Annotated in this window: 12 protein-coding genes and 3 tRNA genes; 7 read left to right on the top strand and 8 right to left on the bottom strand. The window is 67.1% G+C overall.

The annotated features are described in order from the left end of the window. The coding region (locus tag K8V11_RS13720) for an aldehyde dehydrogenase family protein (RefSeq protein WP_303915436.1) at window positions 1–1,104 on the top strand (1,104 nt) is incomplete at its 5' end. Continuing rightward, a complete protein-coding gene (locus tag K8V11_RS13715) occupies window positions 1,104–1,952 on the top strand; it encodes an SDR family NAD(P)-dependent oxidoreductase (RefSeq protein WP_303915431.1) in 849 nt (282 codons plus the stop codon). The genes K8V11_RS13720 and K8V11_RS13715, both read left to right, overlap by 1 nt. Before the next feature lie 44 nt (window positions 1,953–1,996). On the opposite strand, the gene K8V11_RS13710 is transcribed toward K8V11_RS13715, so the two are convergent. The 3 genes from K8V11_RS13710 to K8V11_RS13700 are packed head-to-tail and all read right to left on the bottom strand — an operon-like array spanning window position 1,997 to window position 4,315. After that, a complete protein-coding gene (locus K8V11_RS13710) occupies window positions 1,997–2,662 on the bottom strand; it encodes a TetR/AcrR family transcriptional regulator (RefSeq protein WP_303915428.1) in 666 nt (221 codons plus the stop codon). A gap of 34 nt (window positions 2,663–2,696) precedes the next feature. Beyond that, complete coding sequence (locus K8V11_RS13705; RefSeq protein WP_303915426.1) at window positions 2,697–3,134, bottom strand: SRPBCC family protein; 438 nt, start codon at window positions 3,132–3,134, stop codon at window positions 2,697–2,699. Between the two features lie 20 nt (window positions 3,135–3,154). After that, window positions 3,155–4,315, bottom strand: coding sequence for an acyl-CoA dehydrogenase family protein (locus K8V11_RS13700; RefSeq protein WP_303915423.1), 1,161 nt, complete (start codon window positions 4,313–4,315; stop codon window positions 3,155–3,157). A gap of 159 nt (window positions 4,316–4,474) precedes the next feature. Here K8V11_RS13700 and K8V11_RS13695 point away from each other — a divergent pair, with 159 nt between their 5' ends. Both K8V11_RS13695 and K8V11_RS13690 read left to right on the top strand, forming a co-directional pair. Beyond that, window positions 4,475–6,250 carry a long-chain fatty acid--CoA ligase gene (locus K8V11_RS13695; protein ID WP_303915420.1) on the top strand — a complete coding sequence of 592 codons (1,776 nt, stop codon included), beginning with the start codon at window positions 4,475–4,477 and terminating at the stop codon, window positions 6,248–6,250. A 64-nt stretch (window positions 6,251–6,314) separates the two neighbouring features. Then, complete coding sequence (locus K8V11_RS13690) at window positions 6,315–7,232, top strand: hypothetical protein (protein ID WP_303915418.1); 918 nt, start codon at window positions 6,315–6,317, stop codon at window positions 7,230–7,232. A 92-nt stretch (window positions 7,233–7,324) separates the two neighbouring features. Here K8V11_RS13690 and K8V11_RS13685 read toward each other — a convergent pair. From K8V11_RS13685 to crtI, 3 genes are all read right to left on the bottom strand, one after another. Further along, window positions 7,325–7,396, bottom strand: a tRNA-Met gene (locus tag K8V11_RS13685). A gap of 63 nt (window positions 7,397–7,459) precedes the next feature. Beyond that, a tRNA-Thr gene (locus K8V11_RS13680) sits at window positions 7,460–7,532 on the bottom strand. 155 nt (window positions 7,533–7,687) lie between these two features. Then, window positions 7,688–9,511: a phytoene desaturase family protein gene (gene crtI / locus K8V11_RS13675; RefSeq protein WP_303915416.1), complete on the bottom strand. Its 1,824-nt coding sequence runs from the start codon at window positions 9,509–9,511 to the stop codon at window positions 7,688–7,690. Window positions 9,512–9,709: 198 nt separating this feature from the next. Here crtI and K8V11_RS13670 point away from each other — a divergent pair, with 198 nt between their 5' ends. Continuing rightward, entirely contained in the window at window positions 9,710–11,188 is a 1,479-nt protein-coding gene (locus K8V11_RS13670; RefSeq protein ID WP_303915439.1) for an FMN-binding glutamate synthase family protein, read from the top strand. Window positions 11,189–11,261: 73 nt separating this feature from the next. Here the strand turns inward: K8V11_RS13670 and K8V11_RS13665 are convergent, their stop codons facing one another. Together K8V11_RS13665 and K8V11_RS13660 are read right to left on the bottom strand one after the other, a co-directional pair. Next, window positions 11,262–12,182, bottom strand: coding sequence for a phytoene/squalene synthase family protein (locus tag K8V11_RS13665; RefSeq protein ID WP_303915413.1), 921 nt, complete (start codon window positions 12,180–12,182; stop codon window positions 11,262–11,264). A 119-nt stretch (window positions 12,183–12,301) separates the two neighbouring features. Beyond that, window positions 12,302–12,386: transfer RNA gene (locus K8V11_RS13660), tRNA-Tyr, on the bottom strand. A 199-nt stretch (window positions 12,387–12,585) separates the two neighbouring features. On the opposite strand from K8V11_RS13660, the gene K8V11_RS13655 reads away from it, so the two are divergent. Together K8V11_RS13655 and K8V11_RS13650 are read left to right on the top strand one after the other, a co-directional pair. Then, complete coding sequence (locus K8V11_RS13655) at window positions 12,586–13,080, top strand: YajQ family cyclic di-GMP-binding protein (RefSeq protein WP_303915410.1); 495 nt, start codon at window positions 12,586–12,588, stop codon at window positions 13,078–13,080. A gap of 12 nt (window positions 13,081–13,092) precedes the next feature. After that, window positions 13,093–13,737, top strand: a complete 645-nt coding sequence (locus K8V11_RS13650; protein WP_303915407.1) for a trimeric intracellular cation channel family protein — start codon at window positions 13,093–13,095, stop codon at window positions 13,735–13,737. Window positions 13,738–14,161 lie beyond the last annotated feature (424 nt).

Raw genomic sequence — 14,161 nt, 5'->3', positions numbered from 1 at the left:
CCGTGGAACTACCCGGTGTTCACGCCGATGGGGTCAATCGCGTTCGCGCTCGCCGCGGGAAACACGGTCGTGTTTAAACCGAGCGAGTGGACGCCGCGCACCGGTCAGGCGATTATCGCCTCGTTCCAGCGTGCCAGCGGCGAGTTCGACGTCGCGCACTGCGTGACCGGCGGCGGTGACGTCGGCGAGGCGCTGTGCCGCTCGGGCGTCGACAAGATCGGGTTCACCGGTTCGACGGCGACGGGCAGGAAGATTCTCGCGACGTGCGCGGAGAACCTCACGCCGGTGTTGTGCGAATGCGGCGGCAAGGATGCGCTGGTCATCGACGCCGACGCCGATGTCGCGGCCGCCGCGGACGCCGCGGTGTGGGGCGCGATGTCGAACGCCGGACAGACGTGCCTCGCCGTCGAGCGCGTTTACGTGCACGCCGACGTCGCCGACGAGTTCGAAAGGCTCGTCACCGCGGAGGCGGGCCGTCTGCGGGCGGCGGCGGACGGGTCGACGCAGATCGGCGCGATGACGATGCCGCGGCAGGTGGACATCGTGCGCTCGCACGTGGAGGACGCGCTCGCCAGCGGCGGGCGAGCGCTGGTCGGCGGCCTGGATTCGATCGACGGGCAGGTCGTCTCCCCCATCGTGTTGACCGATGTTCCGGAGGATTCGCCGGCCGTGGTCGAGGAGACGTTCGGCCCGACGATGACGATCCGCCGCGTCGCCGATATGGACGAGGCTGTGCGGCTGGTAGAGGCCAGCGAGTACGGGCTCGGGCTTACCGTGTTCTCGCGCCGCAAAGGCCGGGCGATCGCCGACCGGATTACGAGCGGGAACGTGGCGATCAACGGGTTCGTGCTGCACGCGGCGGTGCCGACGCTTCCGCTTGGCGGCACCAAGCAGTCCGGGTTCGGGCGCGTGCATGGGCCGGACGGGCTGCGGGAGTTCGCCTATTCGCGTTCGTGCACGGAAACGCTCGTGCAGCTTCCGCTCCCGCTGACCTCGTTTAGGCGCGGCCCGAAGGTCGACCAGCTGATCAGCACGGTGATCGAGCAGGTCCACGGCAGGGCCGGGAAGGTGCGCGCCCTGCTCGACGGGAACGGGAAGCCCTGATGGGGATTTTTCGTCGGGGCGCGTCGTACGACCTCGACGGCCGTAGGGTCCTGATCACCGGCGCGGGGAATGGCATCGGCGCCGAGCTCGCCCGCAGCTGCCACGCGCGCGGGGCGAAGGTCGTGGCCGTCGATATCGATGCCGACGCGGTCGCGCGGCTCGCTACCGAGCTGGGGCCGCGCGCGGTTTCTGCGCGCGCGGACGTGACCGCGCCCGAGGACATGCGGGCCGCTACCGACCTGGCGCTGGAGAAATTCGGCGCGCTCGACGTGGTGATCGCCAACGCCGGGGTGACCCCGGATCCCGGGATGCTGAGGTCGACGGATCCGGCCGAGGTGCGGCAGGTGATCGACATCAACGTCTTCGGCGTGCTGCACACGGTGCAGGCGGCGGCCGATGCGCTCGCCGCGAGCGGCGGGCACGTCCAGATCACCGGATCCTGCTCGGCATTTATGCCTGGTCCGGGCGGCGCCGCGTACATGATTTCGAAGGCGGCGCTCGAGTCGCTCGCGCGTTCGCTACGGCTCGAAGTGGCCGGTTCCGGGATCTCCGTGGGGATCGCGATGCTCGGGATGATCGATACCTCGCTCGCGGCCAAGACCCTGGACGACGACCCGTACGGTCAGGCGCTCGGCGCACAGTTGCCGGCGGTCCTGAGTTCGCGGATGTCCCCGCACGACGCGGCCGAGGCGATCTGCCGGCAGATCGAGAGGCGCGCGCCGCGCAAGGTGGTCCCCACCCCGTGGCTTCCGCTCGACCTCGCCCGCGGCGCGCTTCCCTACCTCGAGGGGCTCACCCTGAAGAGCAAAGGCCTGGCCAGGGCGCTCGCTGAGCTCGACGCCCGGTAACCGGTGCCTTCCAGAACGCGCGGCGGGGTGGGTGTGGCGCGTCTCTATTCGGTCGGGCCGGTGAAGTCGACGCGCGCGACGAGGGAGATGAGGTAGCCGATATACGCGGAGATCTCTTCCGCCGAGACCCCTCTGGGATCGAGCAACCAGTCCTGATAGACGAAGGCGAGTCCACCGAAGAGCGCGAGCGGGTCCCAGCGTGCGGTGAGTTCGTCGTTGCGCCCGAGGGTGCCGCCGGCCTCGGCGAAGGCGTCCTTGAGCCCGCCGACGATGGCGGTGAAGCGGCCGATGAGTTCGCGACCGTGGGGGTAGAGCTCGCTGGTGACCGACTGGACGAACAGGATCTCCCCCCGGCGAGGATCGTCGACGAGGAAATCAGTGAACGCCGACGCGATGTGGGCGATCGCGTCGCGGGGCTGCGGCGGCATCGACGCCACGGCCTCCTGCAGCGTTGCCTCGGCGTCCTCGACGACGAGGTCGAAGATCTGCACGAGGAACCGGTCGCGGTTGTCGAAGCTCTCGTAGAAATAGCGTTCGGTGAGGCCTGCGCGGCGACACACCCCGCGCATCGTCACCGCCCCCGGCCCCTCCGCGGCGAGCAGGTCGAGTCCGGATTCGATGAGCTTGAGCCGTCGCTCGGCCTTGCGATCACCGGGCTCGACGCCGCGCCAGCGGCGCCCGCCTGTGGAGCGTGGGGGCGTTTCTACCATGAGTCCATTGTGACTCCGGCTGCGTCCGGCGTGGCTATCGACCCGCGGCGACGAGGCGATCGGCGAGCAGCGAGATGGTCCGCTCCATGGCGAACCGCAGCACCGGGCCGGAACCTGGGACGGCGGTGTCGAAGTCGACGTTCCACGTGAGAACGCCACGTCCGACGTCATCGGCGGATACCGACAGGGTGGCCGAATACGCGCGCATCCCGGCGACCGGGTCCATCGAATAGGTGTGGTGCTCGCCCGGAACATAGGACACCGTGCGTTCGACGAGCGCGATCGGGCCGGCGGCCAGGCGGCGCACCGCGCCCTCGCCGAGATCCGCGGGCGGCGGGCTCTCCCACCGGAAGCGGTCGAAAGGAGCGCCCGCCCATTCGGGCCAGCGCGCGGTATCCGCTTCCAGGGAGAGGAGCTCGGCGAGATCGCCGTCGAAGCTTCGGGTGATGGTAAAGCTCTGGTGACTGGGCATGATTCCTCGGGGTTCGGCGGCTACAGGGAGCGGCCGACGAGTTCTTTCATGATTTCGTTGGTGCCGCCGTAGATCTTCTGAACGCGGGCGGCCGCGTAGGCGCGGGCGATGGGGTATTCCATCATGTAGCCGTAGCCGCCGAAGAGCTGCAGGCAGCGATCGACGACGCTGCACTGCATGTCGGTGGTCCACAGCTTGGCCATCGACGCGGTCGTCGGGTCGAGCGTGCCGGCGTCGGCGAGTCCCTGGGCGACGTCGACCATCGCGCGGCCGGCAAAAACCTGCGATTTGCAGTCCGCGAGCTCGTATCGGGTGTTCTGGAAATCGCCGATGGGCCGGCCGAATGCCTGGCGTTCGCGGGTGTAGTCGACGGCCTCGAGCACGGAGAACTCCGCGGCGGCGACGGCGGTGGAGGCGATGATGAGACGCTCGCGGCCCAGCTGGCCCATGAGCTGAAAGAATCCCTGCCCCTCCTGCTCGCCGAGGAGGTTGTCCACCGGCACGCGGACATCGTCAAAGAACAGCTCGCGCGTGTCCTGCCCGTGCATGCCGATCTTGTGCAGCACGCGGCCGCGCTCGAAGCCGGCGAGGTCTTTCGTCTCGACGATGATGAGCGAAATGCCCTTCGCCTTGGCCTCGGGGTCGGTCTTGCACACGACGATGATGACGTCGCTGTGGGTGCCGTTGGTAATGAAGGTCTTTGACCCGTTGATGACGTACTCGTCGCCCTCGCGCTTTGCGGTCGTGCGGATCGACTGGAGGTCGGAGCCAGCGGACGGCTCCGTCATGGCGATGGCGCCGACGAATTCGCCCGAGGCGAGCCGCGGGAGATAGCGCTTCTTCTGCTCCTCGGTCCCGAAGTTGAGGAAGTAGTGCGGCACGATCGTCGAGCCGACGGAGTAACCGAACGCGGTGTCGCCGCTGAGGGTGATCGCGTGCTGCACGGCAGCCTCGTGGCTGAACGTGCCCCCGATCCCCCCATATTCGGCGGGGATGTCTGCGCACAGCAGGCCGGCGTCCCCGGCCTTGTTCCACAGCTCGCGGTCTACCTTCTGCTCATCGGCCCATCGTTCCTGGTGAGGGACTAATTCCTTCTGTGAGAACTCGAAGGCGTGCTCCATGAGCTCGCGGCGCTCGTCGGTGAGCCAGGCCGGTCGATAGTCAGGAAAAAGCGTTTTCATAAGGAAATCCTCCCCGTAGGCGGCGGCTTATCGCTATGCTGACATCACTTGATGTCAGCTCTGTCCTTCTGTGTACAGTACACCGCACCGGGACGCCAAAGGAGCGGCATTGAGAATTTCCCGCTCGACATTGGACACACCGATCCCCGGAGCATGACCATGGCCACGACACTTTGCCACTACTTCCAGCAACGAGTCGCCGAGAACGGCGACGAGATTGCCATCAAAAATGCGGACGGCAGCGTTCGCCTCACCTGGTCCGAATACGGTGCGCAGGTTCGACGAGCTTCGGCGGCGCTGGCCGCCGAGGGGCTGCGTTCCGGCGAGGTGGTGGCGATCATGCTGAGCAACCGTCCGGATTTCCACGTCATCGACGCGGGCGTCATGCACCTCGGCGCGATCGCTTACTCGGTATATAACACCAGTGCGCCCGAGCAGATCGACTACCTGTTCAGCAATTCGCGCCCGAAGATCGTGTTCACCGAGAAGCAGTTCGAGGGCAAGGTGCGCGAGGCGCTCGCCATGCGCAAGGCCGAGGGTGACACCTCCACCCAGCGGGTCGTCGTCATCGACTCCGCCGAAGAGGGCGAGGGCCTCGAGCCTTTCCTCGCGCAGGGCTCGGACGACTTCGATTTCGACGCCGCCTGGCAGGCAGTCGACCCCGGCGATGTGCTCACGCTGATCTATACCTCGGGCACCACGGGCAACCCGAAGGGCGTCGAGCTCACCCATTCGAACCTGCTCTACCAACTGGGAGTTATCTCCGCGGTCGTGGGCGATCTCAGCGACGGCCGGGTCATCTCCTATCTACCGGACGCGCACCTGATCAACCGCTGGATCTGCCAGTACGCGCCGATGTACTTCAACATCGAGGTCACCGACGTCGACGATCCGAAGATCCTTGTCGATGTGCTCGGCCAGGTGCATCCGACGTTCTTCGTCGCCGTGCCGATGCTCTGGTACAAGATCGTCGGAAAGGTGAAGGCGACGATCGACGCCGAAGAGGGCGTCAAAGGCAAGCTGCTGCGGTGGGCCACCGGTGTCGGCGAGCGCCGCGCCGACGCGCGCGTCGCGGGCACGTCCCCGTCGCGTCGCGATGCGCTCGCCTATGCGGTCGCCGACAAACTCGTGCTGTCGAAGCTGCGCGAGAAGCTGGGCATGGATCAGCTCACCGCGGCGGTGTCGGGCGCGGCCCCGATCGACGCGAGCACCCTCGTGTTCCTGTCCTCGCTCGGCATCGACGTCCTCGAGGCCTGGGGCATGTCGGAAACCTCGGCGGTGACGACGGTGAACCCCGTGGCCAAGCCCAAGTTCGGCACGGTCGGCAAGGCCATCCCGGGCACCGAGGTCTCCCTCGGCGAGGACGGCGAGGTCCTCGTGCGCGGCGGCGGCGTGATGCGCGGCTACCACCGCGATCCGGAGAAGACCGAGGACACGATCGACGAGGACAACTGGGTCCACACCGGCGATATCGGGCAGCTCGACGACGAGGGCTACCTCACGATCATCGACCGCAAGAAGGAACTGATCATCAACGACGGCGGCAAGAACATCTCGCCGGCCAACATCGAGGGCGCGCTCAAGGCCGCGAGCACGCTCATCGGCTCGGCCGTCGCCATCGGCGATCGCCGCCCGCACATCTCCGCGCTCATCACCCTCGACCCGGACGTCGCCACCGAGTTCGCGGCGAAGGCGGGCGTCGAGGGCACGGACCCGGCGGATCTCGCGATCCACCCGGGGGTGCGCGACGCCATCGCCGCGGCGGTCGAGGCGGCCAACGCGCGGCTGTCGCGGGTCGAGCACGTGCGCACGTGGGAGATCCTGCCGACGTTCTGGGCTCCCGGCAGCGACGAGCTCACGCCAACGCTCAAGCTGCGCCGGGTGCCGATCACGCGTAAGTACGCCGAGCAGATAGACGCGCTATACGCGAAGTAGGCCCGGGGCTCGATTGCGCGCGATCGGCCTATTCGACACCTGTTAAACACCTAGAATCTGGCAGATGCGGATCCGAAACGTCATCGAACTCCCCACGAAGATCACCTTCGCCACGGCGGCCAGCGCGCTCGCCGTGGCGGAGGCGTCCATTTCGTTGTCGCGGCTTGCCGTGGAGAACGTCCAGGCCGAGCTGGGCGCGGCCCTCGACATCGAAACGCCGAAGCGGTCGGGCACCCCGCTCGACCTGCTGCACAAGATCAACGAGCTGCTCAACGAGGACCGCTCACTCGGCCGCGTTCTCGCCCCGGGCGGGCCGCTGGAACGCCTGCTCGCCCCTGGCGGGGTCGTCGACCGGCTCACCGCGCCCGACGGCTTCGCCGAGAAGCTCGCCGCGCCCGGCGGCCTCCTCGACCGCGCGACCGACGAGGACGGAATCCTCATGCGCATCACGGCAGCGGACGGCCCGCTGGACCGGCTCACCCGGCCGGGCGGCGTCATCGATCAGTTCACCGAGAACGAGGGCATCCTCGAGCGCCTCACCGGCGAGGGCGGCGTCGTCGACAAGCTCACCGAGCCGGGAGGCGTGCTCGAACGCGTCCTCGACACCGGCGGCATCCTCGACCAACTCACCGCGGTCGACGGCCTACTTACCAAGCTCGCCGAGGACGATGGCCTCCTCGACCGCGCGGTTGCCGACGGCGGCATCCTCGACACCGCGTTCGGCCCGGAGGGCACCATCGAGCGCGCCATCGCCCCCGGCGGCGCGATCGACCAGATCTCTGAATTGTCGGCCTCGATCGGCGAGATCTCGCCGACCATCGTCGAGCTCCAGAAGACCGTCGTCGAGCTCAACCTCGCCGCAGAAACCCTCAACACCGCGGTGGTCCCGGTGGGCGATCTCGTCGGTCGCCTCCCCAAACGGCTCACCCGCGGCGCCGACAAGGATTCCCGCGCCGGCAATAGCTCCGGCCAGCTGCATTGACCGCGCACGGCCTCTAGCCCCGAGCTCGGCCACGCACGAACGAACCCCTCGCAGCAATTTCTGCCGTGAGGGGTTCGTGCATTCTGTATTTGTAGCGATGGCCGGGTTCGAACCGGCGACACAACGATTATGAGTCGTTTGCTCTACCACTGAGCTACACCGCCGTGCCCTTACCCCGCCGCGCCTTGGCGCGAGTCGCTGCCGCGAAAGCGACGAAGAAGAGTGCGAGCCCCCTGACGGAATCGAACCGTCGACCTTTTCCTTACCATGGAAACGCTCTGCCGACTGAGCTAAGGGGGCCGGTCCAACGCGCGGCATTGCTGCCCCGCGTTAAGGCCTAAAGTAGATTACATTGCCGCGCGGATATCTTCCAAATCCCCTGCGTGCACCGTTTTCGCCGGATCTCCCACCCCCACCTATGACGGCGGAGGGCGCAGCCGCCCCGGCGCGTTGGATCAGCGCCTTCCGTACCGATCCCGCGGCTTCATCGGCCCCTCGGCCCGCGTACCCTCCACCGCGTGCACCGCGAGCTCCGCGGAGATCAGGCACATCGGCACCCCGATTCCCGGCAGCGTCGATGACCCCGCGTAATACACCCCCTCGACACGGCGCGAGGAGTTCTTCGTCCGGAACATCGCACTCTGGGCCAGCGTGTGCGCCTGCCCGAGAGCGGTGCCGCGCCAGGCGTACACGTCTTCGGCGAAATCGGCCGGGGTGCGCACATGCCGCTCGACGATCCGCTCGGCGAGATCGGGAACCCCGGTCCACTGCGCGATCTGGGCTATCACGCGATCTGCCGCCGCCTGCGCGGGATCCGCACGGTCCTCGGGATCTCCGTCCCCGTAACCGAGCGCGCCCGGGTCCTGCACGTGCCCACCGGCATCATCGACGTCCGCCGGAACGGGCACGAGTACGAACAGGTTCTCGTACCCTTTCGGGGCTACCGAGGAATCGGTGGCCGAGGGTTTACAAATGTAAAGCGACGCGGGATCCGGGATGTGCGGTGCCGCGCCGAAGATCGCCTCGAAACCGCCCTTCCAGTCGCTCGCGAACAGCAGATTGTGGTGGCGCAGCTGCGGCAATTCCCCGCGCACCCCGAGCATGAGCACCAGCGCACCCGGACCGGGGATCTTCTTGTCCCAGTAGCTCTGTGGGTACGTGCGCCGGTCCTCTTTGAGGAGGCGCTCCTCCAGGTGCTGGATATCGTGCGCACCGATGACGGCGTCCGCGTGCAGCACCCGCGGGTTCGGCTCCCCCGCCCTGCGGATCCGCACGCCCGTGGCGACGTACTCGCGTGGGCCGTATCCCGTGGCGCGGGTGAACGCACCGGCGAGCATCGGCCCCTTCGTCTGCAGGTACGGCACGTTCTGACGTAGCCAGTTGGAGACTTTCGACGGCCTGCGAGAGGAGTACACCCCGACCGAGCGGCTTGCGCGGGTCTTGATCTCCAGCGCCTCGGTGTCGGTGAGGATTGTGACTCCTTCACGCTCCGCCGCGCGCCGCAGCGACTCTACGAATGTGGTGAAACCTCCGCGGGGGTAGTACACACCGTCGTCGAGATCGAGATGACTCATCAGGTGGTACAGCGCCGGGGTGCGATACGGCGAGGAGCCGAGGAACACGGCCGGGTAGTCGAGGATCTTGCGGATCGTGGGATTGCGGAAACTCCCGGAAACGAAGGAGTGGAGGCTGCGCAGCAGCAGCGGCACGAGGCGCGGGGCTACGGCGAGCACGTCGCGGCGGGCGAAAGCCGAGGCGAGTCCGCGGGCGCCGAAACTGTTGTAGAGGAAGCGGCGCAGCGCGAGCGCATACGTGTGGCCGGCGGAATCGAGGTAGTCGTCGAAGGTGGCGCCGGACCCGGGCTCGAGGGATTCGAAGAGTGCGCGCACATGCGCGCGCCCGGAGCGCACCTCGATCGACTCGGTGCCGCCGCGCTCGCCATCCCAGACCGCGTAGGCGGGATCGAGGCGGGCCAGGTCGAGTTCGTGCTCCGGCGTCATCCCCAAAAGGGCATAAAACTGGGCGAACACCTCCGGCATGAGATACCAGGACGGGCCGGTGTCCCAGCGGAAACCGCCGGATTCGAGCGAGCCGGCCCGCCCGCCGAGGACCGGATTCTTTTCCACGAGAGTGACCGAATGCCCGCGGCGCGCGAGCAGCGCAGCGGTGGCGAGCCCCGACACCCCGCCGCCGATGACGACGACCGTGCGCGCCCCTTCTGGGCGGCCCTGCGAGTCCGCAGGAACTGCCTCGGCGCTATGCCCGGTAGCTTTCGCCATCAGTGGTCCTCTCTCGAATGCCTTGTTGAGGAGGTTAGTGCAGTCGCCCACGACCGCTCCGTCGACGTGGCACGCTGGGACACGGAAATCTTCCGCCAGCTGCCGACGGAAGCACGGTGGGCATGCTTTACCAAGGGGGTGTTGGGTGTGGGTTCACACCACAAGGGATCCGGCGCGCGTCGGGGATTGTTCGCATCGATCGGGGTCGGAGTCGGCGCGCTCACCGCGTACGACCTGACCCAGCGGACCCATTCGATCCTGCGCAATTACCCGGTCGCAGGACACATGAGGTACGCGCTCGAATCGATCAGACCGGAGCTCCAGCAGTACTTCATCGAGCGCAACTTCGACGGGCGCCCCTTCGACCGCGATACCCGCACCGTCGTCTACTCGCGGGCGAAAGGCCAGGAGATCGGGAAGGCGTTCGGTTCGGAGCGCGACCTGGAAGAGCCCGGATACAACTTTCTCGTGCACTCGAACGCCCCGGTTGAACCCAGCGGCCCCGAGCCGAGAGTGCGCCTCGGCGGGCCGGAGTGCAGCCGCCCGTACGACATTTCGCTGCTCAACATCAGCGCGATGAGCTTCGGCTCCCTTTCCGCGCGTGCGGTACGTGCGATGAACAAGGGCGCCGCCATGGGCGGCTTCGCCCAGGACACCGGCGAAGGCGGGCTCACCGACTATCACCTCGAATACGGCGCCGACCTGATGTGGGAGCTGGGCACCGGATACTTTTCCGCCCGAACGCCCGATGGCCACCTCGATCGCGACGAGTTTCGCCGAAAGGCGCAGATGGACGAGGTCAAGGCGATCACGATCAAGATCTCGCAGGGCGCCAAGCCCGGCATGGGTGGGATGCTCCCCGGGGCGAAGGTGAACGCGGAGATCGCTCGGTACCGAGGCGTTCCCGAAGGCGAGGACTGCCTGTCGCCGTCCGCGCACAAGGAATTCTCGACCCCGATCGAACTCGTGGAATTCATCGCCGAACTCCGCCGGCTCTCGGGCGGTAAGCCGGTCGGGTTCAAGATCTGCTTCGGCTCGCGGCGCGAGGTGCTGTCGATCTGCAAGGCTATTATCGACGCCGGCAGCGGCCCCGACTACATTCTCGTCGATGGGTCCGAGGGCGGTACCGGCGCCGCGCCGCAGGAGTTCACCGATCATGTCGGCATGCCGCTTCGGGAGGGGCTGATCACCCTCCACAATGCGCTCACCGGTTCCGGGTTGCGCGACACGATTTCGATCGGCGCGTCGGGCAAGGTGGCGCAGGGCAACGACATCGTTCGACGCCTGATCCAAGGCGCCGACTTCACGATGTCCGCCCGCGCGATGATGATGGCGACCGGTTGCATTCAGGCGCAGAAATGCCACACCGGAAAGTGCCCAGTGGGCGTTGCCACGCAAAGCGCTCGCAGGCAGCGCGCTCTCGACGTGGTCGATAAGGGCGAACGGGTTCGCCGCTACCACGAGGCGACCATCGCCGAAGCACGGCGAATCATGGGGGCCATGGGCGCCTCACGGCCCTCGCAGCTCGACACCACGATGCTGCGCCAGGTGCTCTCGCCCATCGCATCGAGCTCCTATGCCGAGATCTACGAATGGCTCTCCCCCGGGCAGCTGCTCGATTCCCCTCCGGAAAGCTGGGCGGCGGACTGGGCCCACGCGCGGGCGGATTCCTTCTAGGCGGGTCGCGTGGCGGCGCCGCCGGGCGGTGCCGGGGCTGGGGCCGCATGGCGGCGGCGCCGGCTGGAACGCTTTAGCCCATGACGGCGGAGGTTCGCACCGCCCGAGCGACGATGATCGCCTTCTGCCTGTTCGGAATACTCACACGACCGGCGGCGATGCGTTCCGGTCCCGCGGCGCGCAGCCTGCGCGACAGCTCGGCGAAGAGGTCGTGCGCCGCGAGGACCGCGGCCCGGTCACGGCCGGGAATGCGCGCGATGCCTTCTCGGGCATGGGCGAAATCGGCGTCCATCTCGTCGCAGAGCTCGGCGATGTCGGCCGCGGTTAGCGCGCCCGGATCGCGGCCGGGAAAGTAGTTGCGGCCGAGCTCGGTCGTGTCTTCGCGGATGTCGCGCAGGAAGTTGACCTTCTGGAATCCGGCGCCGAGCGATCGGGCGGACGCCGCAGCCTCGGCGTCTCCGGCCAGTGCCCCGCCGGCGAACACACGCATGCACATCTCCCCGATCACCTCGGCCGAGCCGTGGATGTATTCGGCCAGCTGTTCACGCGTGTATTCGGTGCGGGTGATGTCCATGTTCATCGACGCGAAAAACGGGTCGATGAGCTCGGCGCCGATGCCGTACTCGTTCGCGGTGGCGACGAAGGAGTGGACTACCGGGTCGGTGGAGAACCCGCGGCCGATAGCGGCGTAGACCTCGTCGCGGTAGCCGGATAGGAGCGCGGTGAGTTGCTCCGCATTCCGGCGCTCGGCATCGCGGTCCTGGTTGTCGGCGGGTGTTGCCGTACCGGTGGGAGGCGGGGCGAAGGTGCCGTCGACGATTTCGTCGGCGACGCGCACGAGCGCGTAGATCGCGGCGACGTGCTGGCGAGTCCTCGGGGCGAACAGCCTGCTGGCGAGGGTGAACGAGGACGAGTACGCGGCGAGCAGCTGCCAGGAGCAGCGCCGCGCCGCGGCGGTGAATCGCGCGAGGTTGGCCTCGTGTGGTGTCGTCACGCCTGCCATTGTTGCAGGCTCCCGAGGCAACGCGTGGCACCACCGCCCATCCGCAGGGTGGTCGCTACCGGAGAACGAGAAAACCCAGCCGGCACGATTGTGTGGCTGGGCTCATCTTGTGGTGCCAGATCAAGGATTCGAACCTTGGAAGGCAATGCCGACGGATTTACAATCCGCTCCCTTTGGCCGCTCGGGCAATCTGGCGTGCGCCGTTTCGGAACCCTGGGGTCCGCCGTTAGGCGCGAGGGATACAGTACCAAGCGCGCCGCGTAGATGGAAAATCGCGGTACGTCCGACGTCAACAAGCGAGCTTGTGCCGCGGATGGGCGAAGCCCGCGGCTACCCTGGCGGTAATGCAACCGGGCGCTTTCGGGCGCCGAGGCGACACGTTAGGAGTACAGCAATGGCTTCGGAATCCTCGTTCGATGTGGTCAGCGAGTACGACCGGCAGGAGGTCGACAACGCGGTGAACCAGGCGGCGAAGGAAATCGGCAACCGCTACGACTTCCGCGGCACCGACACGTCCATCGAGTGGAAGGGCGAAGAGGTCGTCGAGATCTACGCGAACGCCGAGGAGCGCACGCAGGCAGCGAAGGACGTATTCATCGAGAAGCTCGTGCGCCGCGGTATCTCGATGAAAACCGTCGACTTCGGCGAGCCGATGTCCTCGGGCAAGGGCTACCGCCTCGTCGGGTCGCTGAAAAAGGGCATCGACAAGGAGCAGGCGAAGAAAATCACCAAACTCATCCGCGACGAAGGCCCGAAGGGCGTGAAGCCGACGATCCAGGGCGAGGAGGTGCGCGTGTCCTCGAAGTCGCGCGACGACCTGCAGGCAGTGATCTCTCTCCTCAAGGGCGCCGACCTCGACGTCGCGCTGCAGTTCCAGAACTACCGCTAACCGAGCGCGACCATGGTGTCCTCTGAGCTGCTCGTCCTGCTGCTCGACCTGGCGGGCACCATCGCTTTCGCCGTGTACGGCGCATTGTCCGCGATCCGCTACACGCGCCTGGATCTCGTCGGCGTCCTCGTCCTGGGCTCGGTGACGGCGATGGGCGGCGGCGCCATGCGCGACGCGATCCTCGGCGCGACGCCGGTCAATGCGGTGTCCGACTGGCGCTACCCCGCCGCCGCCCTCCTCGGTGCGCTGATCACCTTCTTCGCCGCGCGGTGGCTCGCCCGCCTCGAGCCGGCGATCGTCGTGTTCGACGCCCTCGGCCTCGGATTCTTCGCGGTTTCCGGTGCGGGAACTGCGCTCGCGTTCGGCGCTTCGCCCGTGGGGGCCGTGCTGCTCGGCATGCTCACCGCGGTGGGCGGCGGGACCGTCCGGGACATCCTGCTCAGCCGCATCCCGTCGATCCTCTACCAGGATCTCTACGCGACGTCCGCGCTGGTCGGCGCATTGATCGTGGTGGTGTGCGAGGAATTAGGCTTCGACGACTTGATCCCGGCGACGGTGGGGGTGATCGCGGCGATCACCATCCGCCTCGTAGCGTGGCGGTTTAAGATTTCTGCGCCCGGGGTTCCGTGGCGTGATTCGATTTCCGGGGCCGACTAGCGAGTGCCTGCCCGCGTGCCGGATTCCGCGTCCTGGGTCTCGGATGTCGCCTGGTTCGGCGATACACACCAACCGGAGGGTCTACACACCACTCTCCGGGCTATAAATTCGCCGAAATCACCGGGTTTTCCGACCCTCAAGTTGGTGTGTGTCCCTTCGGGTTGGTGTGTAATCCGCTATCGACCTGGCATCGCGCCTCTGCAGCCCCTGTTTCCCCATCCGCCACGCTAGACAACGCCCAAATGCCCAGACACCGTCGAGAGTGTCGATTTCGGGCGTGCACAGGACCGTTTCTAGTGTCGCGCGTGTGAAGTAGTTTTACGGTTGGGTTTGTGAAATCATGGGGCATGGCGAATCGACCTGCCCCGGCATTGATGTTGCGTCCCGGCGATCGCGAGGAGCTCGAGAGGATGACCCGTTCGCA

The organism is Dietzia timorensis (assembly GCF_020742175.1).
Classification (GTDB): Bacteria; Actinomycetota; Actinomycetes; order Mycobacteriales; family Mycobacteriaceae; genus Dietzia; species Dietzia timorensis_A.
Note: the sequence above shows the minus strand (reverse complement) of the source record. Positions and strands in the feature narration are given on the sequence as shown.